The sequence below is a fragment of the Microbacterium sp. Root1433D1 genome, assembly GCF_001426835.1.
Taxonomy (GTDB): Bacteria; Actinomycetota; Actinomycetes; order Actinomycetales; family Microbacteriaceae; genus Microbacterium; species Microbacterium maritypicum.
In genome coordinates this window covers 361,332-384,685 of sequence record NZ_LMFN01000003.1, presented here as the reverse complement: position 1 = coordinate 384,685, position 23,354 = coordinate 361,332, and the positions used below count along the sequence as shown (strand labels likewise).

Annotated in this window: 24 protein-coding genes and 3 tRNA genes; 10 read left to right on the top strand and 17 right to left on the bottom strand. The window is 68.7% G+C overall.

Features of this window, described 5'->3' with window-relative positions; translation table 11 throughout:
- Positions 1-10: 10 nt before the first annotated feature.
- Positions 11-391, top strand: a complete 381-nt coding sequence (locus ASD13_RS12815) for a YybH family protein (protein WP_055869786.1) — start codon at positions 11-13, stop codon at positions 389-391.
- A gap of 36 nt (positions 392-427) precedes the next feature.
- Here ASD13_RS12815 and ASD13_RS12810 read toward each other — a convergent pair whose 3' ends face one another.
- Positions 428-958 carry an RNA polymerase sigma factor gene (locus ASD13_RS12810; protein ID WP_055869783.1) on the bottom strand — a complete coding sequence of 177 codons (531 nt, stop codon included), beginning with the start codon at positions 956-958 and terminating at the stop codon, positions 428-430.
- Between the two features lie 83 nt (positions 959-1,041).
- On the opposite strand from ASD13_RS12810, the gene ASD13_RS12805 reads away from it, so the two are divergent.
- Entirely contained in the window at positions 1,042-2,040 is a 999-nt protein-coding gene (locus ASD13_RS12805; protein WP_055869779.1) for a diacylglycerol/lipid kinase family protein, read from the top strand.
- A gap of 21 nt (positions 2,041-2,061) precedes the next feature.
- On the opposite strand, the gene ASD13_RS12800 is transcribed toward ASD13_RS12805, so the two are convergent.
- The 3 genes from ASD13_RS12800 to ASD13_RS17570 form a co-directional block, all read right to left on the bottom strand.
- Complete coding sequence (locus ASD13_RS12800; protein ID WP_055869776.1) at positions 2,062-2,793, bottom strand: hypothetical protein; 732 nt, start codon at positions 2,791-2,793, stop codon at positions 2,062-2,064.
- Between the two features lie 47 nt (positions 2,794-2,840).
- Positions 2,841-4,301 (bottom strand): cardiolipin synthase, encoded by a 1,461-nt coding sequence (cls, locus tag ASD13_RS12795; RefSeq protein WP_055869774.1) that lies wholly within the window; start codon positions 4,299-4,301, stop codon positions 2,841-2,843.
- An 86-nt stretch (positions 4,302-4,387) separates the two neighbouring features.
- Entirely contained in the window at positions 4,388-4,561 is a 174-nt protein-coding gene (locus ASD13_RS17570) for a hypothetical protein (RefSeq protein WP_017831493.1), read from the bottom strand.
- Between the two features lie 112 nt (positions 4,562-4,673).
- Here ASD13_RS17570 and ASD13_RS12790 point away from each other — a divergent pair, with 112 nt between their 5' ends.
- Positions 4,674-5,792 (top strand): DUF4192 family protein, encoded by a 1,119-nt coding sequence (locus ASD13_RS12790; RefSeq protein ID WP_055871139.1) that lies wholly within the window; start codon positions 4,674-4,676, stop codon positions 5,790-5,792.
- Positions 5,793-5,824: 32 nt separating this feature from the next.
- On the opposite strand, the gene lysS is transcribed toward ASD13_RS12790, so the two are convergent.
- Complete coding sequence (gene lysS, locus ASD13_RS12785) at positions 5,825-7,357, bottom strand: lysine--tRNA ligase (RefSeq protein ID WP_055869772.1); 1,533 nt, start codon at positions 7,355-7,357, stop codon at positions 5,825-5,827.
- Positions 7,358-7,437: 80 nt separating this feature from the next.
- On the opposite strand from lysS, the gene ASD13_RS12780 reads away from it, so the two are divergent.
- Positions 7,438-9,315 carry a DUF2207 domain-containing protein gene (locus ASD13_RS12780; RefSeq protein ID WP_055869769.1) on the top strand — a complete coding sequence of 626 codons (1,878 nt, stop codon included), beginning with the start codon at positions 7,438-7,440 and terminating at the stop codon, positions 9,313-9,315.
- Positions 9,316-9,364: 49 nt separating this feature from the next.
- Here the strand turns inward: ASD13_RS12780 and ASD13_RS12775 are convergent, their stop codons facing one another.
- From ASD13_RS12775 to hpt, 10 genes are all read right to left on the bottom strand, one after another.
- Positions 9,365-10,057, bottom strand: a complete 693-nt coding sequence (locus ASD13_RS12775) for a DUF2520 domain-containing protein (protein ID WP_055869766.1) — start codon at positions 10,055-10,057, stop codon at positions 9,365-9,367.
- Positions 10,047-12,068: a PH domain-containing protein gene (locus ASD13_RS12770; RefSeq protein WP_055869763.1), complete on the bottom strand. Its 2,022-nt coding sequence runs from the start codon at positions 12,066-12,068 to the stop codon at positions 10,047-10,049. Before ASD13_RS12770 ends, ASD13_RS12775 begins: the two co-directional genes overlap by 11 nt.
- Complete coding sequence (locus ASD13_RS12765) at positions 12,065-12,646, bottom strand: PH domain-containing protein (protein WP_055869760.1); 582 nt, start codon at positions 12,644-12,646, stop codon at positions 12,065-12,067. The genes ASD13_RS12770 and ASD13_RS12765 overlap by 4 nt, the downstream gene beginning before the upstream one ends.
- Positions 12,597-13,079: a DUF3180 domain-containing protein gene (locus ASD13_RS12760; RefSeq protein WP_055869757.1), complete on the bottom strand. Its 483-nt coding sequence runs from the start codon at positions 13,077-13,079 to the stop codon at positions 12,597-12,599. Before ASD13_RS12760 ends, ASD13_RS12765 begins: the two co-directional genes overlap by 50 nt.
- Positions 13,076-13,615 carry a 2-amino-4-hydroxy-6-hydroxymethyldihydropteridine diphosphokinase gene (folK, locus tag ASD13_RS12755; RefSeq protein ID WP_017831485.1) on the bottom strand — a complete coding sequence of 180 codons (540 nt, stop codon included), beginning with the start codon at positions 13,613-13,615 and terminating at the stop codon, positions 13,076-13,078. The genes ASD13_RS12760 and folK overlap by 4 nt, the downstream gene beginning before the upstream one ends.
- Positions 13,612-14,007, bottom strand: coding sequence for a dihydroneopterin aldolase (gene folB, locus ASD13_RS12750; protein ID WP_055869756.1), 396 nt, complete (start codon positions 14,005-14,007; stop codon positions 13,612-13,614). Before folB ends, folK begins: the two co-directional genes overlap by 4 nt.
- A 32-nt stretch (positions 14,008-14,039) precedes the next feature.
- Entirely contained in the window at positions 14,040-14,849 is an 810-nt protein-coding gene (gene folP, locus ASD13_RS12745) for a dihydropteroate synthase (protein WP_055869753.1), read from the bottom strand.
- Entirely contained in the window at positions 14,849-15,457 is a 609-nt protein-coding gene (gene folE, locus ASD13_RS12740; RefSeq protein WP_055869750.1) for a GTP cyclohydrolase I, read from the bottom strand. Before folE ends, folP begins: the two co-directional genes overlap by 1 nt.
- Before the next feature lies 1 nt (position 15,458).
- A complete protein-coding gene (gene ftsH / locus ASD13_RS12735; protein ID WP_055869747.1) occupies positions 15,459-17,459 on the bottom strand; it encodes an ATP-dependent zinc metalloprotease FtsH in 2,001 nt (666 codons plus the stop codon).
- Positions 17,460-17,532: 73 nt separating this feature from the next.
- Positions 17,533-18,084, bottom strand: coding sequence for a hypoxanthine phosphoribosyltransferase (gene hpt, locus ASD13_RS12730; protein ID WP_017831480.1), 552 nt, complete (start codon positions 18,082-18,084; stop codon positions 17,533-17,535).
- A gap of 132 nt (positions 18,085-18,216) precedes the next feature.
- Between hpt and ASD13_RS12725 the strand changes: the two genes are divergently transcribed.
- Positions 18,217-18,813 carry a DUF937 domain-containing protein gene (locus ASD13_RS12725; RefSeq protein WP_055869744.1) on the top strand — a complete coding sequence of 199 codons (597 nt, stop codon included), beginning with the start codon at positions 18,217-18,219 and terminating at the stop codon, positions 18,811-18,813.
- Between the two features lie 63 nt (positions 18,814-18,876).
- Here ASD13_RS12725 and tilS read toward each other — a convergent pair whose 3' ends face one another.
- A complete protein-coding gene (gene tilS, locus ASD13_RS12720; protein WP_055869742.1) occupies positions 18,877-19,869 on the bottom strand; it encodes a tRNA lysidine(34) synthetase TilS in 993 nt (330 codons plus the stop codon).
- Positions 19,870-19,945: 76 nt separating this feature from the next.
- Between tilS and ASD13_RS12715 the strand changes: the two genes are divergently transcribed.
- Both ASD13_RS12715 and ASD13_RS12710 read left to right on the top strand, forming a co-directional pair.
- The gene (locus ASD13_RS12715; protein ID WP_235562586.1) at positions 19,946-20,611 is read left to right on the top strand and encodes a TMEM175 family protein; all 666 of its coding nucleotides are present in this window, start codon (positions 19,946-19,948) and stop codon (positions 20,609-20,611) included.
- A gap of 83 nt (positions 20,612-20,694) precedes the next feature.
- Positions 20,695-21,186, top strand: coding sequence for an inorganic diphosphatase (locus ASD13_RS12710; RefSeq protein ID WP_055869737.1), 492 nt, complete (start codon positions 20,695-20,697; stop codon positions 21,184-21,186).
- 79 nt (positions 21,187-21,265) lie between these two features.
- Here ASD13_RS12710 and ASD13_RS12705 read toward each other — a convergent pair whose 3' ends face one another.
- The gene (locus ASD13_RS12705) at positions 21,266-22,636 is read right to left on the bottom strand and encodes a M23 family metallopeptidase (protein ID WP_055869732.1); all 1,371 of its coding nucleotides are present in this window, start codon (positions 22,634-22,636) and stop codon (positions 21,266-21,268) included.
- Positions 22,637-22,846: 210 nt separating this feature from the next.
- On the opposite strand from ASD13_RS12705, the gene ASD13_RS12700 reads away from it, so the two are divergent.
- The 3 genes from ASD13_RS12700 (at position 22,847) to ASD13_RS12690 (ending at position 23,164) form a co-directional block, all read left to right on the top strand.
- A tRNA-Glu gene (locus ASD13_RS12700) sits at positions 22,847-22,919 on the top strand.
- Positions 22,920-22,948: 29 nt separating this feature from the next.
- A tRNA-Asp gene (locus ASD13_RS12695) sits at positions 22,949-23,022 on the top strand.
- A gap of 69 nt (positions 23,023-23,091) precedes the next feature.
- Positions 23,092-23,164: transfer RNA gene (locus ASD13_RS12690), tRNA-Phe, on the top strand.
- Positions 23,165-23,354: the final 190 nt, after the last annotated feature.

Here is a 23,354-nt window from a genome sequence, read left to right as displayed (position 1 = left end):
AAGGAATCCCATGAGCATCCGCGTCACCTCCCTCGACCAGCTGAACCTCGCCTTCGCCGATCGCTTCAACGCCCGCGACCTCGACGGGCTGATGGCGCTGAACACCCCGGACGTCGTCTTCGTGCCCGCACCGGGAGCGGCCGTGACGGGCACGGACGCGGTCAGAGGGGCTCTCGAGCAGTTCCTCGGTCTGAACCTGCCGATCTCGATGACGGTCCGTCACGTCTTCGAGAGCGAGGGCACCGGACTCGCGGTCGCCGACTGGACGATCACCGGCACGGGTCCCGACGGATCCGCGATCGACCTCGCCGGCACGACGGCCGACGTCGCTGTGCACGACGACGAGCACGGCTGGCGCTACGTGATCGACAACCCCTTCGGCACGGCCTGAGGCGGCTCGGAGGCCCGGCCCTGTGCCCGGCCTCCGTCAGCCCTCGTCCATCCCGGCACGTCGGCACACCCGCAACGCTCTCCGGGCACGCGAGATGCGCTGCCGCGCGGCCGCGGGTTCGATTCCGAGCCGGATCGCCACCTCCTCGGTGGAGAGGCCGTCGACCACGGTGAGCAGCAAGGGCTCCCGGAGCGTCTCCGGGAGCGAGTGGAGGGCAGCGAGCGCGCCGTCGAGGAACACCCGGACCTCCACGGCGGACTCCACGCTCGCCCCCTCGCCCGCGACGTCATCCTCCAGGACGGCCTCCGGCCGCCGCGCACGCTGCCGCGCGAGATCGATGGCGACGTTCCTGGCGATGACATCGAGCCAGGCGCACATGCGTCCCGGTTGCGGGGTCTCCAGGTGCGAGACCGAGCGCCACGCCCGCAGGAGCGCAGTCTGGGCCGCGTCCTCCGCGTCGGAGACAGGGACCCCCAGCGAGATGCTGCGCCGCCGAAGCCGGTCGGGCTCGGTCTCGATCAGCGCGGAGAGCACGGCCTGCGAATCGCCCTGGGAGACATCGCGCATTCGTTCGCTCCCCTCGTCGCGGTCGAGCAGGGTCGCCCTCGCGGATGAGGAGACCCGAGCAGTTCCCGGTTTAGAGTAGCGCCATGACCACCAGCGCCCCCGTCCCGCGACAGGCGGCGCTCGTCTACAACCCGATCAAAGTCGACGGCAAGCACCTTCGAGCCCGTGTCCGCGAGCTCTCGCGCGAGGCGGGATGGGAGCATCCGGCCTTCTACCCGACGACCGTGGAGGATGCGGGTCAGCATGCCACGGCACAGGCTCTCGAGCGCGGCGTGGACGTCGTGCTGGTCGCGGGCGGCGACGGCACGGTGCGCGCCGTGTCGGAAGCGATTGCGAACAGCGGTGTGCCGCTGGCGATCCTGCCCAGCGGCACCGGGAACCTGCTCGCCCGCAATCTCGGACTCCCCCTGGGCGATCCGACGGAGATGATCCGCGCAGCGCTCGGTGACTTCCGGCATCCGATCGACATCGGCTGGGCTCGCCTCACGCGACAGGACGGTGAAGAAGCCCGGCACGCCTTCGTGGTGCTGGCCGGCATGGGGCTCGATGCCGACATGATCGCGAACACCCGCTCCGATCTGAAGAGATCAGTGGGGTGGATCGCGTACGTCGATGGCGCCGCCCGTTCCCTGCCGCGCGCGAAGCCCTTCCGCGCCGTCTACCAGGTCGATGAGGGACGCCTGCATTCGCACCGCGCATACAGCCTGCTCTTCGCGAACTGCGGCACCCTTCCGGCCGGCATCTCCCTGATCCCCGACGCGTCGATCACGGATGCCGCCCTCGACGTCGCCGTCATCCAGCCGACCGGCATCTTCGGCTGGTTCGGGGTGTGGCGGAAGATCTGGTGGGACAACTCCGTGCTGCATCGCTTCCGCGCGGGACGCCGCGTGCTCGAGCATCGCGGCAAGAACGCCTCGGTGCACTACTTCCACGGATCAGCAGCAGAAGCCGCGTCAACCGACCCCGTCCCTATCGAGCTCGACGGCGACGAGTTCGGCGAAGCCGTGCGCATCACCTGCTGGGCTGATCCCGGAGCCCTGCTGCTGGCACTGCCCTCCGGTCACCCGGTACACACCCTCTGAGAGCCGAAGGGCGCCTCGGGATCAGCGGACCTCGACCGTGCCGTCGAGAGCTCCGCCGACGAGGGTCAGGGTGAAGGGAGCATCGTCGTCGACCGTGTCCTCACCGAAGGAGAGGATGGTCGCACGCGGCGCCATGTCCATCGTGCAGGCCTGGTCGGCGTCGGTCGCGAACGTCGCCGTCCCCGCGTTCCCCGATCCCTCGAGCGAATCGACGACCGGCGGGCAGGACGAAGAGCCCCAGGTGAGCAGGACGAGACCGCCGTCGTCGAACCAGCCGGCGGAGGGCAGGTACTCGGTCGAGGTGCCCGGCGTCCCCGTCGCGGCCGGGTCGGCGTCGAGGTCCACATCGTCGGTGATGTCTCCGTAGGAGACGTTGAGGGTGATGTCGGCGGTCGGATCCACTCCCTCGGGAAGCGCACCGATGCTCGCGCGCGGCGCGAGGTCGGCCGTGCAGGCCTTCTCGGCGCCATCGCCGTCCGGATCCACGAGCGTGACCGTGACGGTCTGACCCTGGGCCTCGACCGTGTCGACCTGCGGCACACACGTCGACGAGCCCCAGGTGACGACGGCGAACATGCGTCCGTCATCGAGCAGTGTGCCCTCGACATCGTTCTGGTCGTCGACGCCGCCTGCGCTGGGGGCAGGCGAGCTTGTCGGCGTCTGCGCACCCGGCCCAGCGGTGCACCCGGCGACGAGGAGCGCAGCGGCGACGAGACCGATGACGGAGGCGAGAGGACGAAGTGCGAGGGTCATGCTCACAGGGTAGACCCGGAGAAGTTCGCGCGGATAGCCCGCATCGCCTACTGAAGAGCGGAGGTGAGCCGGGCCAGGTTGTCGAGCACGGTCGAGCGCAGCGGCTGCTGCATCCACTCCTCCAGGGTCAGCTCGCGGCTGAGGGAGCGGTACTTGTCTTCGACCTCGCGCATCTCGGCGACGAACTCCTCGCCGCGCACCAGCATCGAGACCTCGAGGTTCAAGCCGAAGGAGCGCATGTCCATGTTGCTGGAGCCGATGACCGCGACCTCGTCGTCGATCGTCAGCGTCTTGGTGTGCAGGATGTAGGGCTTGCGGTACATCCAGATGCGAACGCCCGCCTTGAGCAGCACCTCGTAGTAGCTGCGCTGAGCGTGATAGACCATCGCCTGGTCGCCCTCTTCCGAGACGAACAGCTCGACGTGCACACCGCGGTCGACGGCTGCCGTGACTGCGAGCAGCAGCGCCTCGTCGGGGACGAAGTAGGGGCTGACGATCATGATCTTCTTCTTCGCCGCATAGAGCAGCGCGAGGAAGAGACGGAGGTTGTTCTCGACTTCGAACCCCGGTCCTGACGGCACCACCTGGCAGTCGAGGTCGCCGGAGCCGATGTTCGCGTGGGCGATGTCGATGCCCTCGAGCACCGTGTCGGTCTCGCTGTACCAGTCGGCGACGAAGATCGCGTTCACGCTCAGCACCACCGGGCCGTCGAGACGCACCATCAGGTCGACCCAGTGCAGGCCGCGCCTGATGTTCTTCTTCAGGTTGTAGGTCGAGTCGGTGACGTTCTGTGATCCGAGGAAGGCGATGTTGCCGTCGACGACGAGGAGCTTGCGGTGATTGCGCAGATCGGGACGCTGCATCTTGCCCTTGAGCGGCTGCACCGGAAGCATCAGGTGCCAATCCGCGCCCATCGCATTGAGCCGCGCGATGGTCTGCTTGTAGCGGGGCTTACCGCGGTTGGCCCAGTGGTCGAGCAGCACGCGCACCTCGATGCCGCGCGCGCGGACCTCTTCGAGAGCACGGAAGAAGTTGTCGGTCGCGGCATCCGACTGCAGGATGTAGAACTCGACGTGCACATACTCCTGCGCCGTGCGGATCGCCTCGGCCATCTCGTCGAGCGACTCCTGGTAGTCGGAGATGAGATGAGCGCCGTTGTCGCCCGAGAGCGGGAGGGCGCCGAGCTTCTGGTTCATCTGCACGATCGGCCCGAACCACGCGGGGGCGTTCGGTCGGAGCGTGCCGAAATGCAGGTGCTCACTGGTCTCGGCGATGTACTCGTTGATCTGGTCCTGCTTGCGCCGGCGAGCCCGCGGGAGACGCGGATTGCCGATCACGAGGAACAGGAAGACACCGACGAACGGGATGAAGAAGACCGCCAGCAGCCACGCCATCGCCGCGGTCGGGCGGCGGTTGCGAGGGATGACGATGATCGCCGTGACACGGATGATGACATCGAGCACCAGCAGGAAGGCGGCGATCCACCATCCCCAGGTCTCCGCAGTCATCGCGCCCCCTTGCCACCGCAGTGACCATCACAGCAGTTGCGCACCAGAGTGGGTGCGCTGGCTTCACAGTAGCCGATGGGTCGGACTCAGGCGCGCGGCGGAAGACCCCGCGCGGCGCGCTCCTCGGCCTCGATCTGCGCGTGCACCTTGCGCTCGGTGCGGTCGAAGCGGAGGATGCCGCGGACCACGAAGAAGAACACGATGCTCACCCCGACGGTCGGCAGAAGCGACCATGCCGCGGCGAGCCAGAAGTTGTCCATCACTCCATGGTACGCGAGCCACTGTTCGTGCACAGTTCCGGGCTCACAGGATCTGTGTCCACAGGCCCCCGTTCGGCGCCCACCGGTGCGCGCGCTCGACCACACTCTGGGGATGACCACAGTTCTCCGCGCCGCAGATTCCGCCGCCTTCCTCGGCATCGTCCCCACTCTCGCGGGCTTCACGCCTCGTCGGAGCACCGTGCTCCTCCCCTTCCGGGGCACCCGCACTGACGGGGCCATGCGTCTCGACCTCCCCCGCGACGGCACCGACCTCGAGGCCTACGCCGACGCCGCGGTCGGCCTCGTGGCTCGCGTATCCGGGACGGATGCGGTCGCCGTCGTCGTCTACACCGACGAGGAGGCGCACCCCACACGAGACGGCCTCGTCCTCCCGCATGCGGTGATGCTCGACGAGCTCTTGGGATGCGCCGAGGATGCGGGGCTCCGCGTGGTCGATGCCCTCTGCGTGACCCCTTCCGGGTGGTCGAGCTACATCGACGACGAGCCGGAGCTCGGATCGCTGACGCAGATCTGCCATCCGTCCGATCTGCTGCCGACGGGCGATGTCTCCGGAGACCAGAGCGTCGGCGCGGAACTCCCCCCGATCGATCTCGCGGAGAAGGAGCGTGTGGGAAGAGCATCGGTCGAGCTCGCCGCGCTCCTCGACGGGAAAGGACGAGGTCGGCTGACGGCGCGGGAGAATCCGCAGCTCGTCGCCGCGCTCGTCCTGCTCGAAGACGTTCCGGCCTTCTTCGAGTCCGTGCTGGCTGCGCCCGACGGTCTCCCGCCTCTCGCGACGGCCACGCTGCTGTGGTGCTTGGAACGACCTCTGCTGCGCGACGTCGCGATCGCTCAATGGGCGACCGACCTCGCGGGCGGCATCCGCACGCTCGATGCACAGACTGCTTTCGCCGCGTCCGGGGTGATGGTCCCCGACGAGGTGGGCCAGGTGTTCCTCGGACGCGGTCCCACCCCTGACACCGACCGCCTGCGATGCGCGCTGTCTGCGATGCGCGAAGCGGCCGCGAGGGCACCGCGCCCCGCGCGACCTGCCCCGCTCACCGTCGCCGCGTGGCTGTCCTGGGCCCTGGGGCGCGCGAGCCACGCGGGCCGATACCTCGATATGGTGCGCGAAATCGACCCCCGCTACCCCCTCGCCGCCCTCCTCGAGACGATGATCGGCGGTGCGATGCTCCCGGAGTGGGCGTTCCGGTCTCGCTCGGCGGAGTGAAGGCGGGGCGGGTGAAGGCGGAACGGATCGAGCTACTTGACCAGGGGGAAGAGGATGGTCTCGCGAATGCCCAGGCCGGTGATGGCCATCAGCAGGCGATCGATTCCCATGCCCATTCCTCCGGACGGCGGCATACCGTGCTCGAGAGCCCGCAGGAACTCCTCGTCGACCGGCATCGCCTCGACATCACCGCGGGCTGCGAGCTTGGCCTGCTCGACGAAGCGCTCGCGCTGGATCACGGGGTCCACGAGCTCGGAGTACCCGGTCGCCAGTTCGAAACCGCGGATGTACAGGTCCCACTTCTCCACGACGCCCGCGATCGAGCGGTGTTCACGGACCAGGGGCGACGTGTCGACGGGGAAGTCCATCACGAACGTCGGGCGAACGAGATCGCCCTTCACGAAGTGCTCCCACAGCTCCTCGACGAGCTTGCCATGGGTGGCTTGCGGCGGCAGGTCGACGTCGTTCTCCTGAGCGAACGCGATCAGGTCTTCGACCGAGTCCTGAGGGGTGACGGTGCGACCCGAGGCGGCGGAGAGCGACTCGTACATCGAGATGCGGTCCCACTCGCCACCCAGCTCGTACTCGGTGCCGTCGGCCCAGGTCACGGTCGTGGACCCGGCGACCGCGATCGCCGCGTTCTGCACGAGCTCCTGCGTGAGCGCGGCCATCTGGTTGTAGTCGCCGTATGCCTGGTAGGCCTCCAGCATCGCGAACTCGGGGCTGTGCGTGGAGTCGGCGCCCTCGTTGCGGAAGTTGCGGTTGATCTCGTAGACGCGCTCGATGCCGCCGACCACCGCGCGCTTCAGGTAGAGCTCCGGCGCGATGCGCAGGTAGAGCTCGGTGTCGAACGCGTTCGAGTGGGTGATGAACGGGCGAGCGGAGGCCCCGCCGTGCTGCACCTGCAGCATGGGAGTCTCAACCTCGAGGTACTCGTGGCTCGTGAAGGTCGAACGCAGGCTCGCGTTGACGGCGGCCCGGGCGCGCACCGTGTTGCGCGCCTGCTCCCGCACGATCAGGTCGAGGTAGCGGCTGCGCACACGTCCTTCCTCGCTGAGCTCGGAGTAGGCGTTGGGCAGCGGCAGGATCGCCTTGGCCGCGATCGTCCAGTCGTCGGCCATGATCGACAGCTCGCCGCGGCGGCTGGAGATGACCTCGCCGTGCACGAACACGTGGTCGCCCAGGTCGACGTACTCCTTCCAGTCCGCCAGCGATTCCTCGCCGACGTTCGCAAGGGAGATCATCGCCTGGATGCGCGATCCGTCACCCGCCTGCAGTGTGGCGAAGCAGAGCTTGCCGGTGTTGCGGCTGAACACCACCCGACCCGCGACCCCGACGATGACGCCGGTCTCGGCGCCTGCCTCGAGCTCGCCGTACTCGGCGCGCAGCGCGGGAATCGTGTGCGTCACGGGCACGCCGACCGGGAACGCCCCGCCGCCCGCGTCCGCCCGCTTCTCGATCAGGCGCTCGCGCTTGGCGAGACGCACGGCCTTCTGTTCGTGGACGTCCTCTTCGAGGGAAGAGTCGGTCGAGGCCGATTCGGGCGCGGCGGACGCGTCAGTCATGTGCGGGGCTCCTTGGAAGTCCCTCCCAGTTTACCGAGGCGGCGTGCCGCTCCTCGGCACGCGCTGGGTAGCCTCGAAGAATGGCCCACACCCGCATCCTCCGCGCGTTCGCCGCCCTCTCGCTCTCGATGGCGGCGGTCCTCGCCCCGGCAGCAGCTCTGGCAGCGCCCGGCGGGTCCGCATCGTCGGTCGCCGCCGCGCCGCATCCGGCCGCTGCGGCAGATGTCGACGACTTCTCCTACAGCTCGTGGGATGCCGTCTACGAGATCGGTCTCGACGACGAGGGCCGTGCTCGCATGCGGGTGACCGAGACCCTGGTCGCTGACTTCCCGGACTTCGACCAGAACCACGGCATCGTCCGCGGACTCGTGACGTCGTACGAGGGGGCGAGCACCGAGACCTCGGTCCTGTCGGTGACCGATGAGAACGGCGCAGACGTGCCGTACGAGACCGACGAGGAAGACGGCCTCCTCTACGTGCTCACGGGCAACGACGATGACTTCGTGCGAGGGCTCACGACCTACGTGATCGAGTACGAGATGCGCGATGTGATCCTCGCGACCGCTCCATCGGCGGGATCATCCGCTCCCCCGGCCGACGAGTTCTACTGGGATCTGCTCCCCCTCGACAGCACGCAGCCCATCGACCGCTTCCGCGCCGAAGTCGTGTTCGATCCCGCATTGAGCGCGAAGCTCAACGGAGCCACGCGGTGCTACACCGGGCCTTCCGGCTCGAAGGACGAGTGCGAGTTGGAAGGCCCGACCACCGACGACGGTGTCGCGACATTCCGCGTCGAGTCGGGCGCGCGCCCGGCCGGCGACGGCGTGACCGTCGCCATCGGCCTCGACCCCGATGCCGTCGCCCAACCCCTCGCCCGCACTCCGGACCCGGTCGCCGACATCACTCCGATAGTGGCGGCGGTGGGCGCTCTCGGGCTCTCCGTCGGCAGCTGGGCGGCCGTGTCGGCGTTCACGCGCAGACGGCGCGTCGCCGCGGGGATCGTGGTCGCCCAGTACGACGTGCCGGATGCGCTGCCGCCGCTGCTCGCCGCCGCCGTGGTTCCCGGTGCCAAGGACGTGATCCCGGCCGAGATCGTGCACCTCGCCGTGCGCGGCGTGCTGCGCATCGAGGAGGGAGGCGAAGACGAAGACCCGCGGCTGCGCCGTCTGCCCGGAGCGCGCATCCCCGACCAGTTGGACGTCGACGCCCTCGAAGCGCTCTTCGCCGATGCGGGCACCGACGATGTGGTCGATCTCCCCGCCGCCGACGAAGCCTTCGCCGCTAGCATGACCGCGCTCCAGCACAGCGGAACGACCGCGGCCCGGAACCGCGGACTCACCGAGAAGGTGCGCAGCCGAGGTGCGATGATCCTGCAGTGGTGCGCGATCGGCATCGCGGTCTTCGGCTTGGGGTTCGGGATCTGGAGCGCGGCCAGCGGACGACTGTCGGCGATTCCCGCCCTCGTCGTGATCGCGTTCGGCACGTTCCTCGTGCTCCTCTCCAGCCTCTACGCCTTCTCGAAGCACACCGTGCTCACCGCCGAGGGCGCCCGCACGTACGAATATCTGCAGGGGGTGAAGGAGTTCATCCGCGTCGCGGACGCCGACCGCCTGCGCATGCTGCAGTCGTACAGCGGGGCTGAGCGAAGAGCCGACGGCACCGCCGACGTCATCCACGTGTACGAGAGGCTCCTCCCCTACGCCATCCTGTTCGGCATGGAGGACGAATGGGGCGATGTGCTCGAGAAGGCCTATACGACGGCCCAGCGCGGAGCATCCTGGATCGGCGATCCCGCATCGTTCGCGCTTCGGGCGCAGCTCGCCACGTTCGTGGCCTCGTCCCACTCGGCCGCGACGTATTCGGCCGCCTCTTCGGGCACGTCGTCGAGCGCCGGCGGATCGTTCGGCGGCGGCTTCTCCGGAGGTGGCGGCGGCGGAGGGTTCTCCGGCGGACGCTGAGCCCGTCCTCCGCGACCGGACGTGCGACGCGGGTCGAGAGGAGGAGCTCTCAGATCAGCGGCGGCGCGTCGGAGGCTTCGCGCAGCGCCCGCTCGACGGTCGACTGCACCAGTGCCGAGAGATAGCCGCCCGGGTTCTCGACGCCGATCTCCCGCAGCCGTGCGGTCGACTGTCCGATGATCGAGCGTGAGAACTCGGTCGCCGTCGCGATGGCATCCGCATATGCCGCGCGATCGGTCTCGGCGATCACGACGGGCTCGCACCCCATCTCCACCGCGAGTGCCTGAGCGATCGGCAGCACGGCGGCTGGAGCGGTCACCGCGGCGAACCCGGCCTGGAGCTGTCGAAGGTCGATCGAGGTCCCGGTGAAGGTGATCGCAGGATGCACGGCGAGGGGGATCGCTCCGCGCTCGGCCGCCGGGCGGAGCACATCGATGCCGTACGCAGGATCGGTGTGGAGCACGAGCTGACCGACCTGCCAGCCTCCCACCTCGGCGATGCCCGCCACCAACGAGGGCAGCTGCTCGGAGGGGACGGCGATGACCACGAGTTCTGCTCGACGGACCACCTCCAGGGCCTCGAGCACCGGCACATCAGGGAGCACGGCGGAGGCGCGTTCGTCGTCGGATCCACTGGTGATCCCGATCACGGCATGCCCCGCGCCTCCGAGCGCCGCACCGACGACCGGCCCGACGCGCCCTGCGCCGATGATGCCGACGCCGAGGCGACCGTCACGCGTCATCGTCGCTCCTCCTCCGCCGCCGCAGCGGGGGTGCGGGAGGGGTGTCCGACGCAGCCGGGGGTGCGACCGGAGGTGCCGGCGGAGGCGTCACCTGTGGCGCGGCCGGGGGCGCCGCAGGAGCACTCGCGGGAGGTGCCGGCGGCGGAGTCACCGGAGGCATGACCGGGGGCGCAGGAGGCGTCATGGGAGCACCCGCGGACGGCCCGACCGGCGGAGCAGGCGGAAGAACCGGCGGCGCAGGCGGAAGAACCGGCGGCGCAGGCGGAGCCGTCTGCACGGGGACGGGGAAGACCGGCGGCGGGCCGGTGTAGGCGGGCGGGGCCGCAGGAGCGGCCACCGTTGCCGCATCGGTGTGCGCGCTCCACCGGTGAGTGGTGTCGCGCGAGGCCGCCTCGGCGGCAGCGAGGCTGACCTCGTCGATCAGCGCCAGCGCGTCCGACCGTTCGAACCCCGAGAGGTATCCGGTGATGGGACCGGGCACGGTGTGCACCTGCGCGCCGGAGACCCGCTGTGCCCGATCGATCGGTCCCTGGCTGAGGGAGACGCCCTGCAGGCGTGCCAGCGGGAACACCGCGAGCTTGCGCCACACGTTCCCGCGGCGCAGCAGCAGACCGAAGTCGGCGACCAGGTAGCCATGACGCTTCCAGGAGAACGGACGCCGCCACCGCGCGCGCCGCGCCATCGTGCGATAGGTGTCGCCGTCTGCGGGGCCGACGATGCCCTGTTCCCAGAGGAACGGGATGCTCTCCGCCGGCACGTCGGGCAGCACCAGAGCGAGCACTCGCTCGACGTCGGCGCGCTTGCCGACCGGCAGCACCACGTTGAACTGCTGCCCGCTCCCGGACGACTGCTGAGCGGCGCTCTTGCCGCTCATCCGGTTGATCTTGATCGTCCACCAGCCGAACGGGCGCCACAGCAGCGACTGCGAGACCTCCACCGCGAAGATGCGTCCGGGCGGAAGGGTCTCGGTCACGGTCGTGAGAAGACCGTAGGTGATCCGCACACCGTCCGGGGTCGGCGCGATCGAGTAGCGGAGGGACTTCGAGATCTGCGCCCAGGTGATACCGACCACGGCGATGACCATGGGCACACCCATGCCGAGGCCCATCCCGAGGATAACGATGCCGCCGTCGGTGACGCCGTCGGCCAGCATGCCGATCAGCGCACTGCCCATCGCGACAGCGAAGATCGCTCCGAAGAACACGAACCAGAGCAGGCCCGAGATCAGTTGCGATCCCACGAGCCGGCCAGTCGGGATCTTGACGACGCTCTCCGGGACCACGTCGGCGAGATCGACACCGGAGATGAGATCGTTCACCCCCGCGTTCATCGATCCGACCAGCTGCGCCCGAGCGGACGCCGATGCGGCCGCTGCCGCGCCCGGGTTCCGTGCGGCATCGCGCGCCGCGCGTGCCCCGGAAGCCAGGCGCAGGATGTCGGCGCGCACGGCCTCGGCCCGCGGCGTCGCAAGGTACTCGAGCTCGACGTTCGCGTCGTTGCCGGCGCCGACGACCTCGAGCTTGGCGAGTCCGATGATGCGAGCGGGGAACGGACGGGTCAGGTTGACGCCCTGCACGCGGTCGAGAGGCGCGCGGCGGTGCGAACGGAAGATGATGCCCTTGCGGACCTCGACATGGTCTCCGGTGATCCGGAACTGCTGGAAGCGCCAGACGAACCAGAAGATCAGCACCAGCACGACCACGAGCCCCAGCACGCCGAGCAGCGCGACGAGGATCAGGTTGTTCGAGAGCACCCAGTCGACGGGGTCGGCGCCGCCGTAGTCGCCGTAGTGCGCCTCTTCGGGCGTGAACAGCGCCACGGCCCAGGCGATGAGCCGGTCCCGCATGTTCGCGATGACGATACCCGCGATGATGATCAGCGCCAGCCCGCCTTTGAAGAGCGGGGTGAGCGGGTGCATCCGGTGCCACTCGCCGTTCGCGAGCGTCTCGGAGGCCTCCCCGCCGACGGGTGCCTGAGCGCTCGGCGCGAGAGGGGGCTGCTGCTCGCTCACAGGCCTGTCCGGCGAGTCTCGGCGACGTGGATGAGCGTGTCGCGCAGCGCCTCGGCCGCCTCTTGGGTGAGGCCCGGGATCTGCACACCGGTCGTGGCCGCGGCCGTGACCATCTTGAGCTGGGCGATGCCGAACGCGCGATCGAGCGGCCCCTGCGTGATGTCGACCAACTGCATGCGGCCGTAAGGCACGGCGATCATGCGCTGCCAGAGGATCCCCTTGCGGAAGACGATGTCGTCGGCGCGGAGCATGTAGCCGATCGCCTTCGCCTGCCGCGGAAGGATGATGAGCGCGAACACGGTGATGAGCAGCATGATCCCGGCGGGGATCCACACCCACTGCTGGTGCAGCACGATGTTCAGCACGACGGCGGCGACGACGACGAGCACGATGAAGATCACGTTCTGCAGGATCTGCGAGACGACGTAGCGCGGCGAGATCTGGTGCCACGTGCCGTCGAGCTCGAGGCGGGCCTCGTTGCGTGCCGTGCGCAGCTGCGTGTACGTCCCCCGGTCGAGGGCGTCGAGGTCAGTGCCCTCCGCCGAGTTCAGGGGCGCGGTCTCTGGGTTCTGAGTCATCAGGATCCTTCGGCAGGGTGCAGAACTGTTCGGCGACGAGCGCGGCGATCACGAGGACGATCGCACTTCCGATCAGGGCCAGCATGGCCACAGTCGACCCTACCTGCGGAACCACGGGACGCGACACGAGGAAGACGAGCAACCCGCCTCCGAAGCCCGCCATGATGGCGCCGAGCAGGCTCGACGCCCGGGCGAGCGTCGCCGCCCTGAGCGCACGGAACGGATCGATGCGGATACCCGATCGCACGCTCCGGCGCACCGGCCAGGCGACGCCGAGGGATGCCGCGGCGATCAACAGCAGGAGCACCGGGAGCAGCAGCGACGGAGTGAAGGTGATGCGGCCCGACGCGGTCAGCAGGTGATCGAGCAGGAAGCCGCCGGCACCGGAGAGCAGCGCGAGGACGACGAGCACGCCTGCAGAGGTGCGTCTCATCCCTCGCCCCGGGCGCGCAACTCGGCTGCGAGGTCGGCGACTCTGCCCCGACCCGGCAGCACCGCGTCCTGGTCGAGGTCCAACCAGGGATCGAGCACGAAGAGCCGCTCAGCGGCCCGAGGGTGCGGCAGCTGCAGACGCGGTTCGTCGGAGAGCACATCGTCATACGCGATGAGGTCGAGATCGAGGGTGCGGTCGCCCCAGCGCTCACGGCGCTCCCGGCCGTTCTCGTCCTCGATGGCGTGCAGCATCCCGAGAAGGATCTCGGGTGCGAGGCGCGTGGTGACCAGCGCCACGGCGTTGACGTATCCGGGCGCTTCGGGGTCGGGGCCGTCGAGACGGAGGGCCACGGTCTCGAACAGCCGGGAGAGGCGCACCTCACTCACCAGCGGCAGCCGGGCGATCCTCTCGGCCGCCGCCCTGATCGTGCCGTGACGATCCCCGAGGTTCGCGCCGAGCGCGACGACCGCGGTGGTCTCCGGGCGTCCGGGGCGAGGCCCCGGCATGTCGGGCGGGTTCGTGAGGTTGCGGCTCATGCGGTCGTGTCCTCCATCGCGTCGGTCGTGCGGCGGCGGGTGATGGTGACCGCCACATCGGCGAAGTTCAGCGGGATCGGCGCGTGCGGCTTGTGCACGGTCACGACGACCTCCTGCACTCGCCGGTCCTCGAGGCCCACGGCGGCGATGCGCTCGGCGAGCGTCTCGATCAGATTCACCGGTTCACCGGCCACCACGGCGGCGACCTTCTCGGCCAGCTCTCCGTAGTGCACCGTGTCCGTCACCTCGTCCGAGTCTGCGGCCTTCGCGAGCGACAGCCGCAGACGCAGATCGATCGTGAAGTCCTGTCCGTCCCGGCGCTCGTGGTCGAAGACGCCGTGACGACCGAATACGGTCAGACCGGTGAGGACGATCTCGTCGAGGGACTGCATGCTTCTAGCGTACGGGGCCGCCCCGATACGCCTCAGCCTTCCCAGGCGTGCGCGATCGCGAGCGCATCACGCGTGGATGCCACGTCGTGCACACGCACGGCCCAGACTCCTGCCCTGACCGCGAGAGCGCTGGTGACGGCGGTCGCGAGATCGCGCCGAGACTCCGACACCTCTTCGTCGGGGCCGGTCTCGTGACGCAGCACCTCGGCGAGGAAACGCTTGCGCGAGGTGCCGATGAGCACGCGAGGCCCCAGTGCGACGATCTCGTCGAGTCCCCGCAGCACGTCCCAGTTCTGCCCACCTGCCTTCGCGAACCCGATGCCGGGGTCGACGATGAGGCGCGACGGGGCGATTCCGGAGGCCGCGGCCTCGCCGATGCGCTCCTGCAGTTCGCCGGCGACCTCACGCGCGACCCTCCGGTACTCGGCTTTCGCGTACATGTCGGCCGAGAAGCCACGCCAGTGCCCGATCGCGAAGTCGGCCCCGGACTCCGCGACGGCCGCACGCATGTCGGGGTCGGCGAGCCCTCCGGAGACGTCGTTCACGATCCTGGCGCCGGCCCGCACGGCCGCGGCCGCGGTCGAGGCGCTGAGCGTGTCGACGCTGACCGGCACTCCTGCGGCGGCGAGCTGCTCGATCACGGGGATGACGCGCTGTTGCTCGATCCTGTCGCCGACGCGGTCGGCACCGGGTCTGGTCGACTCTCCGCCGACGTCGAGCACTGCTGCGCCCTCGGCCCGCAGCCGCAGTGCATGGGCGACCGCGCGATCGACGTCGAGATAGCGCCCGCCGTCGCTGAAGGAGTCGGGTGTGACGTTGACGATGCCCCAGATGCCGGTCATCAGCGCGCCGTCGCCCCGAGGGGGACGGACGCGCCGATCAGCGTGATCAGCTCCGCCCTGGCGACGGCGTCCGTGTACTCGCCGCGCGCCGCGATCGTGAGGGTCGATGCCTCGGTCTGCCGGCCGCCGCGCATCGTCACGCACCCGTGCGAGGCATCGAGCACGACCAGCACGCCCCGGGTGTCGAGGTGCTCCGCGATGGTGTCGGCGATCTGTTCGCCGAGGCGCTCCTGCACCTGGGGGCGAGCCGCGAGAATCTCGACGACACGCACGAGCGCTCCGAGCCCCACGACCTGTTCGCCGGGGAGGTAGGCGATGTGCGCATGCCCGGCGAACGGCAGCAGGTGATGCTCGCAGACGGAACGGAAACGGATGTCGCGCAGCAGCACCGCACCGGAGGGCAGGGTGTCGGGGGCGGGACCGCGCGAGACGCTGATGGTGCGCGCGAGCGGCTCCGCCGGGTCTTCACCGACGCCCGAGAAGAACTCGGAATACAGCTCTGCCATGCGCGACGGGGTCTGCTTCAGCCCCGGTCGGTCCGGGTCCTCGCCGATCGCCTCGAGCAGCTCTCTCGTGAGCCGTTCGACACGTTGCCTGTCTACCGTCACGTCACGCCGTCGCGGGCCGCGGGTTCCCGGCTCCCGCCGAACCCGGCTGCGTGCGCGGCGCGCTGGCCGGAGCCTCGACGGATGCCGCGAGCGAGACGTCCTTCTTCGGCACCTCGATCGGAGGGCGCTCGGACACCGGGCGTCTTTCGCTCGAAAGCCACAGCGGGCGCTCGGGGAGCTTCTTGATCTCGGTGAAGATCTCCGCGATCTGGTTGTGGTCGAGGGTCTCCTCCTCGAGCAGCGCGAGGGCGAGCTTGTCGAGGATGTCGCGGTTCGCGCTGATGACCTCGTACGCCTCGTTATGGGCCTGTTCGATGAGCGCGCGGACCTGGGTGTCGACCCGCTCGGCGATCGTCTCGGAGTACTCACGGCCTCGACCCATGTCGCGGCCGGCGAAGGGCTCGCCGCCTTCCGTCCCCAGCTTGACCGGACCGAGTTCGGCGGTCATGCCGTACTCGATGACCATCTTGCGGGCGATCGAGGTGGCCTTCTCGATGTCGTTCGAGGCCCCGGTGGTCGGATCGTGGAACACGATCTCCTCCGCGACGCGGCCACCCATCGCGTAGGTCAACTGGTCCTGGAGCTCGTTGCGGGTGACGGAGTATTTGTCATCCAGCGGCAGCACCATCGTGTAGCCGAGGGCCTTGCCGCGGGGCAGGATCGTGATCTTGGTCACGGGGTCGGTGTAGTTCATCGCAGCGGCGGCGAGCGCGTGACCGCCCTCGTGGTACGCGGTGATCAGCTTCTCCTTGTCCCGCATCACGCGGGTGCGGCGCTGCGGGCCGGCGATCACACGGTCGATGGCCTCGTCGAGGGCACGGTTGTCGACCAGTTGCGCGTTCGAGCGCGCGGTGAGCAGAGCGGCTTCGTTGAGCACGTTCGCGAGGTCGGCACCCGTGAATCCGGGGGTCTTGCGGGCGACGACCTCGAGGTCGACGCTCTTCGCCAGAGGCTTGCCCTTGCTGTGCACCTCGAGGATCTTCTGACGGCCCTTGAGGTCGGGCGCGTCGACGCCGATCTGACGGTCAAAGCGACCGGGGCGCAGCAGTGCGGGGTCGAGGATGTCCGGGCGGTTGGTCGCCGCGATCACGATGACGTTGGCGTTCGGGTCGAAGCCGTCCATCTCCACCAGCATCTGGTTGAGGGTCTGCTCGCGCTCGTCGTTGCCGCCGCCCATGCCGGCGCCACGGTGACGACCGACGGCGTCGATCTCATCGATGAAGATGATGGCCGGCGCGTTCTCCTTGGCCTGGCCGAAGAGGTCGCGCACGCGCGAGGCGCCGACGCCGACGAACATCTCGACGAAGTCGGAACCGGAGATCGAGTAGAAGGGGGCTCCGGCCTCGCCGGCGACGGCGCGGGCGAGGAGCGTCTTGCCGGTTCCCGGAGGGCCGTACAGCAGCACGCCCTTCGGGATGCGGGCTCCGATGGCCTGGAACTTCGCGGGGTCCTGGAGGAACTCCTTGATCTCATGGAGCTCTTCGATGGCCTCGTCGGCACCGGCCACGTCGGCGAAGGTGACGGTGGGGGTCTCCTTGTTGACGAGCTTGGCCTTGGACTTGCCGAACTGCATGACCTTGCCGCCACCGCCCTGCATCGACGACAGCAGCCACCAGAACAGCAGACCCAGCAGCACGAGGGGAAGGAGGAGCGAGAGGAAGCCGTCGAACCAGGTCGCGCGCGGGACGGCGTCGTTGAAGCCGTCCTTCGGAGCTGCCTCGTTGATCGCGGTGACCACCTCGTCGGCGCGCGCGTCGACGTAGTAGAACTGCACGTTCTCCGAGCCCTGGAACGGCTTGGAGAGCGTCATGTCCACGCGCTGATCGCCGTCGGTGTTCACGACCTCGGTGACCGTGGTGCCGGAGAGGAGCTTGAGCCCCTCCTGCGTCGTGATCTGCTTGGGCGCGCCCAGATTCGAGATCAGCAGGAAACCGCCGAACAGGAGCACGCCGATCAGCGCGACGTAGATCAGCGGATTCCGGGTGAGCTTCTTCACATCCATGATCGGATCAGCGTATCGCGCGCGCCCTAGGGGGCCGCTGTGCGTTCACCCACGGCGTAGCGTGGCGCCGGCGTCAGCTGTACACGTGCGGTGCGAGCACCGCGACATCGCGCAGGTTGCGGTAACGCTCGTCGTAGTCGAGGCCGTATCCGACGACGAAATCGGTGGGGATGTCGAAGCCCACGTACTTGCAGTCGATGACGACCTTCGCGGCCTCGGGCTTGCGCAGGAGCGCCAGCACCTCGATCGACTCGGCTCCGCGGGATCCGAAGTTCTCCAGCAGCCAGCTGAGGGTCAGGCCGGAGTCGATGATGTCCTCGACGATCAGGACGTGCTTGCCGTTGAGGTCGGTGTCGAGGTCTTTGCGGATCTGCACCACGCCGCTCGACTTGGTGCTCGCTCCGTAGCTCGAGACCGCCATCCAGTCCATCGGTGCGTGGAACGGCAGCGCCCGCGCGAAGTCGGCCATGACCATGACGGCGCCTTTGAGCACCCCGACGAGGACGAGGTCCTTGCCCTCGTAATCCTCAGCGACCTGCGCCGCGAGCTGGTCGAGCTTGGCGAGGATCTCCTCCTCTGTGACGAGGATCTGTGCAAGGTCGTCCTGGATCTCCGCGGCGCGCATGGATCGATTTTAGGCGACGCGATCGGATGCTCGGTCCCAGGTTCGTCGATCGGGGAGGCATCTCCCCCTCGCGCGGCATCCGCACTACTGTGAGCGGTGATGTGGGCGGACGCCCCGACGGAAGGATTCACCATGGCTCTTGACGACATCCTCACGCAGGTGCCGATCGACGACATCGCCGAGAAGCTGGGCGTCTCGCGCGACGAGGCCAAGGTCGCGGTCGAGCAGGGCGGCGCGGTGCTGCTGGGCGGGCTCGCCCAGAACGCGCAGACGGATGAGGGCTCCGCCGCCATCCGGAACGCGCTCAAGAAGCACGAGGGCAGCTCCGGTGCCTCGAAGGTCGACAACATCGATCAGGCGGACGGCGGCAAGATCGTCGCGCACATCCTCGGATCGAAGGAGAAGGAGGTCACGAAGGAGCTCACGGAGTCGAAGGCGACCCCCGGCATCGACTTCGGCAAGCTCCTTCCGATCCTGGCCCCCATCGTGATGGGCCTCATCGCCAACGCGAACAAGGACAAGACGGCGAAGGCCGATGCCGGAGCCGAGAGCTCCGGTGGCATCGGCGACCTCATCGGCGGCCTGCTCGGCGGCAACGACAAGGGCGGCGCGTCGGGTGGCATCGGCGACGTGATCGGCGGGCTTCTCGGTGGCGGCAACAGCGGTGGCTCCGGCGGCGGCATCGACCTCGGTGGGATCCTCGGCGGCCTCCTCGGCGGAAAGAAGTAAGACCTCAACCCACCCATCCGGCCGTCGGGCACGGACGCGGAGAGCGTTCGAGACGAGACGCGCTCAGCGGCCGGATGCGGTGAAGACGATGCGCCCGCCGTGACGAACGGCCGAGCACCCTGGCAGGTCGATCGGTCCCTGACCGCTCCAGTCGGTCACCAGTCGCGCGACCTCGACGGTCTGCGTCCTCGTGAGGCTGACCCCGAACTCGCTGTCGACGACGAGACGGATGATGCGGTTGCGCAGCGCCGCAGGGTTGGCGGCGAGCGCTGCCACGCTCACCGAGATTCCCGCCTCCGCGTGTTCGACGATGTCTTCGATCGTCTCCTGGATCATCTCGTCGAACGCCTCGGCGTCTTCCCGCAGCTGCTCGGCCGTGCGCACGAGGGCCTCGGCGATGCCAGGGCCGAGCTCGGCCTCGAGAACAGGGAGCACGCGCTCGCGCACCCGGACCCTCGCGTAGCGGTCGTCGAGGTTGTGCGGGTCGTCCCAGGGGTCGAGCGCGGACGCCGCGCAGAATGCCCTCGTCGTCTCCCGCCGCACACCGAGCAGCGGTCGCACCCACCGCACGCCGTCGTCGTCTTCCCGCACCGGGGCCATCCCCTGCAGACTCGCGGCGCCGGATCCGCGGGCGAGTCCGAGGAGCACCGTCTCGGCCTGGTCGTCGAGGGTGTGGCCGAGCAGCACCGCTGCGGCGCGCACATCTGCGGCCGCATCGCGCAGCACCCCGTAGCGAGCATCGCGGGCGGCAGCCTCGGGGCCGCCCTCCCCCGCGACGTCGACGCGCACGATGAGGGGGTCGAGGCCGAGCTCGGCGGCGGTGCGCGCTGCGCGAGCGGCGACCTCTGCGGAGTCGTCCTGCAGACCATGATCGACGGTCAATGACGCCGCGCGGAGCCCGAGTCTCGAGGCCTCGAAGGCGGTGGCAGCGGCGAGCGCGAGTGAGTCCGCTCCACCGGACAGAGCGACGATGACCGTCGATCCCTCGGGGAGCGCGGCGAGCGCGGTGCGCACGGCCAGGCGGATCTCGGCGATGGCGGGAGGAAGTGACGGCACGATTCCACGCTAGGGCAATCCTCCGATCCGCGTGCCCGCCGCCGTGCGCAGCGGCGTCCGGGGCTATCCTGACGCCGTGACCGACAACACGCGTGCACTCCCCTTCCGGACCGAGAGATTCAAGGCGTTCGTCGACGCCGTCGTCGCTATCGCGATGACGCTGCTCATCCTCCCGCTGATGGAGTCGGTCTCCGAGGCCGCGTCCGGTCACATGAGCACGGCCGAGTTCCTGAACGAGCATTCGGGTCAGCTGCTCAGCTTCGGGCTGAGTTTCCTTCTCATCGCGACCTTCTGGATGGGGCATCACCGCCAGTACCGCGATGTGGAGTGGATCACGGGACCGCTGCTGTGGATCAACGTCGCCTGGATGGCGACGATCGTCTGGCTGCCGGTTCCCACGGCGATGATCGGACAGATGGACACCGACGCTCTGCAGGCCGTGGTCTACATCGGAACGCTGATCATGACGCAGGTGACCACCCTCGCCGGCTGGCTCTACCTGGCGCGTCATCGCGAGCTCAGCACCGTGTCGACTCAGACCATCCGTCTGGGGGCTATCGGCGACCTCGCCGCCATCGTCCTCTTCGGCGCCGCCCTCATCATCGCGGTCGCAGCCTCTCCGAACGGGTACTACGGACTCCTCCTGCTGCTTCTGAGCGATCCGATGAGCCGCGTGCTGAATCACCTGTTCCGGAGTCGGTCGCACGAAGACGGTGCCCCACCCCTCGACGCAGGATCCTGAACGATCACGGCCTCCGAGCGTGCGAGTGCCGCAGGTAGGCTAGTCCGCGGCATCCAACCGAACTTTTCCTGAGGAGCACACGCATGGGCGCACACGACGCCGTCATCGAGATCCCGCGCGGCAGCCGCGTGAAGTACGAGGTCGACCACGAGACCGGACGAGTGCACCTCGACCGCGTGCTCTACACGACCTTCGGCTACCCGGCCGACTACGGCTACTTCGACAACACCCTCGGCGAGGACGGCGACCCGCTCGACGTGCTGGTGCTGCTCGACCACGCGATCTACCCCGGCGTCGTCGTCGAGGTGCGTCCGGTGGCCGTGCTGAAGATGAGCGACGAGGCCGGCGGGGACGACAAGCTCGTCGCCGTGCTCTCGAAGGACCCGCGCTGGGCGCACATCCAGGACATCGACGACATCGCCGAGTACACGAAGAAGGAGATCGCGCACTTCTTCGAGCACTACAAGGACCTCGAGCCCAACAAGTGGGTCAAGGTCGACGAGTGGGGTGACGCCGCCGAGGCGCAGCGCATCCTCGACGAGGCGATCGTCCGTTTCGGCGAGCAGGGCCACTGATCCCGCCGCACGCATGAAGAAGACCCCCGGTACCGCACAGCGGCCGGGGGTCTTTCTTCGTGTCAGGAGTGGTCGACGCTCAGGCGGGTACTCCGCGATCGCCAAGGAAGGCCACGGGGTTCACGGGTCGGCCGCCGACGTACACCTCGAAGTGCAGGTGGCAGCCGAACGAGCGACCGGTGTTGCCCGCGTAGGCGATGAGCTGACCGGAGTTGACCCACTGCCCCGAGCGGACGAGGATGCCGCCGTCGCGGATGTGGGCGTAACCGGTACCGACGCCACCGCCGTGCTGGATGCGGATGTAGTTGCCGTACCCGTCGTTCGGGCCGGCGTAGTCGACGGTGCCGGAGTTTGCGGCGTAGATCGCCGAGCCGCAGCCGTTGGCGAAGTCCGTGCCGTAGTGGAACGAGGAGGAGCAGCCCTTCGGACCGCACTGCACGGAGCGAGGACCGTATCCGGAGCTCTTTCCTCCGCCGTGCGGACGGCACCAGCCACCCGAGCCCTGGCTTCCGCCCCCGCCGCCTCCGCCGCCACCGGCAGCGGCTGCTGCCGCCGCGGCTGCGCGCTCGGCGGCCTCGCGTTCGCGACGTGCCTTCGCCTCTGCCTCGACGCCTGCCTGGTATCCGGCGACCGTCTGGGTCGTCGCATCCTTGAGGGCTGCGAGCTGAGCCTGCATCGTGGCCAGGTTCGCCGACTGCTCGTCCAGGGCTGCCTGCGCCGCATCCGCAGCCTGCTGCGCCGCGACCATCTTCTCTTCGGCGACCTTCTGCAGCCGGTCGCGCTCGTTGCGAGCGACGACCGCCTGGTCGCTGAGGGACTGCGCGGAGTTGCGCGCCGCGACGGCCTTGTCGTAGACGGACTGGTTGTATTCGAGGAGCTTGTCCATCGTGCCGAGGCGCGCGAGCAGCTCATCGGCGTTGTTCGCCGAGCCGGCGAAGAACAGTTCCATCGACGTGTCGTCGCCGCCGTTGCGGTAGAGCTGCGCGGCGACCTGCCCTGCCTTGCGGGCGGAGCTGTCGGCGACCGCAGCCTGCTCGTCGGCCTTCGCCTGCATGGAGTCGGCTTCGGTGGCCGCAGCGAAGTAGGCCTGCTGAGCGTCATAGAACTCCGCCGACGCGACCTTCGCGGCTTCCTGAGTCTCGGCGACCTTCTGCGTGAGCGACTGGATCAGTCCCTCGATGCGCGAGACCTCGGCAGCCTTCGCCGCCTCGTTGTTCTTCGCGCGCTGCACATCGTCCCAGCTCGGGTACGTGGCGGCATAGGCCGCCGACACACCGTTGGTGATGCCGAAGGCGCTGAGCGCGACGACACCGAGCGCGCCGATGCCGAGGGCACCGCGACGGCTGATGCCCATCTTGCCGAAAGCACGGCGTTCTGTCGGAGTGGGCGCGCAGCCGCAGTCCTCGGACGCCGCAGCAACTGCAGCATCCAGCGTGATCTTGTCGTTCACACGGCCCCTTCCGCCGGTTTCACAGTTGCCACACTAACAACAACTTTCACATCCGCACCAGGGGGCATCGCGGCGATCTCGCCCGCTCCCGACACCTCGATCGTCCCCCCGGAACACGCCCGGGGTGCAGCACCACGCCCTCGATTCGCGATTTACTCAAAACATCCCTTATGCTTGAGCGTCGGCAAGGAAGTCCCCCGGGACTGACTCGGCCCCATCGTTTAGCGGCCTAGGACGCCGCCCTTTCACGGCGGTAGCACGGGTTCGAATCCCGTTGGGGTCACACCTTCCGGTATAATTGAAAACAAGTATGGCCCTGTAGCGCAGTTGGTTAGCGTGCCGCCCTGTCACGGCGGAGGTCGCGGGTTCAAGTCCCGTCAGGGTCGCTCCGTGCGATGAGCTCTTTCTTCGGAGAGGGCTCTTCGTCTAGGACGCGACAGGTTCGCCGGTCGCGCGGCTCTGTAGCTCAGTTGGTAGAGCGTTCGACTGAAAATCGAAAGGTCACCGGATCGATGCCGGTCGGAGCCACACGGCTGATCGTTACAATCAGCCCAGAAACCCTCGCCTAGCTTCTACATGGCGGGGGTTTTGCTTTTCCCCGGGCACGTCTGGCTCTCGCCCGCTCCCCCGGCTGTTTCGGCCCGGTTGTCGAGCACGCGGAACCCACGCGTACTGAGCGAGTTCAGCGAGGCGAAGTGCCCTGGACATGGACCTTGTC

Coding starts and splice junctions, on each gene's coding strand:
- folP (WP_055869753.1), bottom strand. CDS start 14,849: ATGACCGGCATCTGGGGCATCGTCAACGTCACACCCGACTCCTTCAGC.
- hpt (WP_017831480.1), bottom strand. CDS start 18,084: ATGCGCGCCGCGGAGATCCAGGACGACCTTGCACAGATCCTCGTCACA.
- folK (WP_017831485.1), bottom strand. CDS start 13,615: ATGAGCCGCAACCTCACGAACCCGCCCGACATGCCGGGGCCTCGCCCC.
- lysS (WP_055869772.1), bottom strand. CDS start 7,357: ATGACTGACGCGTCCGCCGCGCCCGAATCGGCCTCGACCGACTCTTCC.
- ASD13_RS12780 (WP_055869769.1), top strand. CDS start 7,438: ATGGCCCACACCCGCATCCTCCGCGCGTTCGCCGCCCTCTCGCTCTCG.
- ASD13_RS12800 (WP_055869776.1), bottom strand. CDS start 2,793: ATGACCCTCGCACTTCGTCCTCTCGCCTCCGTCATCGGTCTCGTCGCC.
- ASD13_RS12710 (WP_055869737.1), top strand. CDS start 20,695: ATGGGCGCACACGACGCCGTCATCGAGATCCCGCGCGGCAGCCGCGTG.
- folB (WP_055869756.1), bottom strand. CDS start 14,007: ATGCAGTCCCTCGACGAGATCGTCCTCACCGGTCTGACCGTATTCGGT.
- ASD13_RS12790 (WP_055871139.1), top strand. CDS start 4,674: ATGACCACAGTTCTCCGCGCCGCAGATTCCGCCGCCTTCCTCGGCATC.
- ASD13_RS12765 (WP_055869760.1), bottom strand. CDS start 12,646: ATGACTCAGAACCCAGAGACCGCGCCCCTGAACTCGGCGGAGGGCACT.
- ftsH (WP_055869747.1), bottom strand. CDS start 17,459: ATGGATGTGAAGAAGCTCACCCGGAATCCGCTGATCTACGTCGCGCTG.
- ASD13_RS12725 (WP_055869744.1), top strand. CDS start 18,217: ATGGCTCTTGACGACATCCTCACGCAGGTGCCGATCGACGACATCGCC.
- ASD13_RS12815 (WP_055869786.1), top strand. CDS start 11: ATGAGCATCCGCGTCACCTCCCTCGACCAGCTGAACCTCGCCTTCGCC.
- ASD13_RS12805 (WP_055869779.1), top strand. CDS start 1,042: ATGACCACCAGCGCCCCCGTCCCGCGACAGGCGGCGCTCGTCTACAAC.
- ASD13_RS12775 (WP_055869766.1), bottom strand. CDS start 10,057: ATGACGCGTGACGGTCGCCTCGGCGTCGGCATCATCGGCGCAGGGCGC.
- cls (WP_055869774.1), bottom strand. CDS start 4,301: ATGACTGCGGAGACCTGGGGATGGTGGATCGCCGCCTTCCTGCTGGTG.
- ASD13_RS17570 (WP_017831493.1), bottom strand. CDS start 4,561: ATGGACAACTTCTGGCTCGCCGCGGCATGGTCGCTTCTGCCGACCGTC.
- ASD13_RS12760 (WP_055869757.1), bottom strand. CDS start 13,079: ATGAGACGCACCTCTGCAGGCGTGCTCGTCGTCCTCGCGCTGCTCTCC.
- ASD13_RS12810 (WP_055869783.1), bottom strand. CDS start 958: ATGCGCGATGTCTCCCAGGGCGATTCGCAGGCCGTGCTCTCCGCGCTG.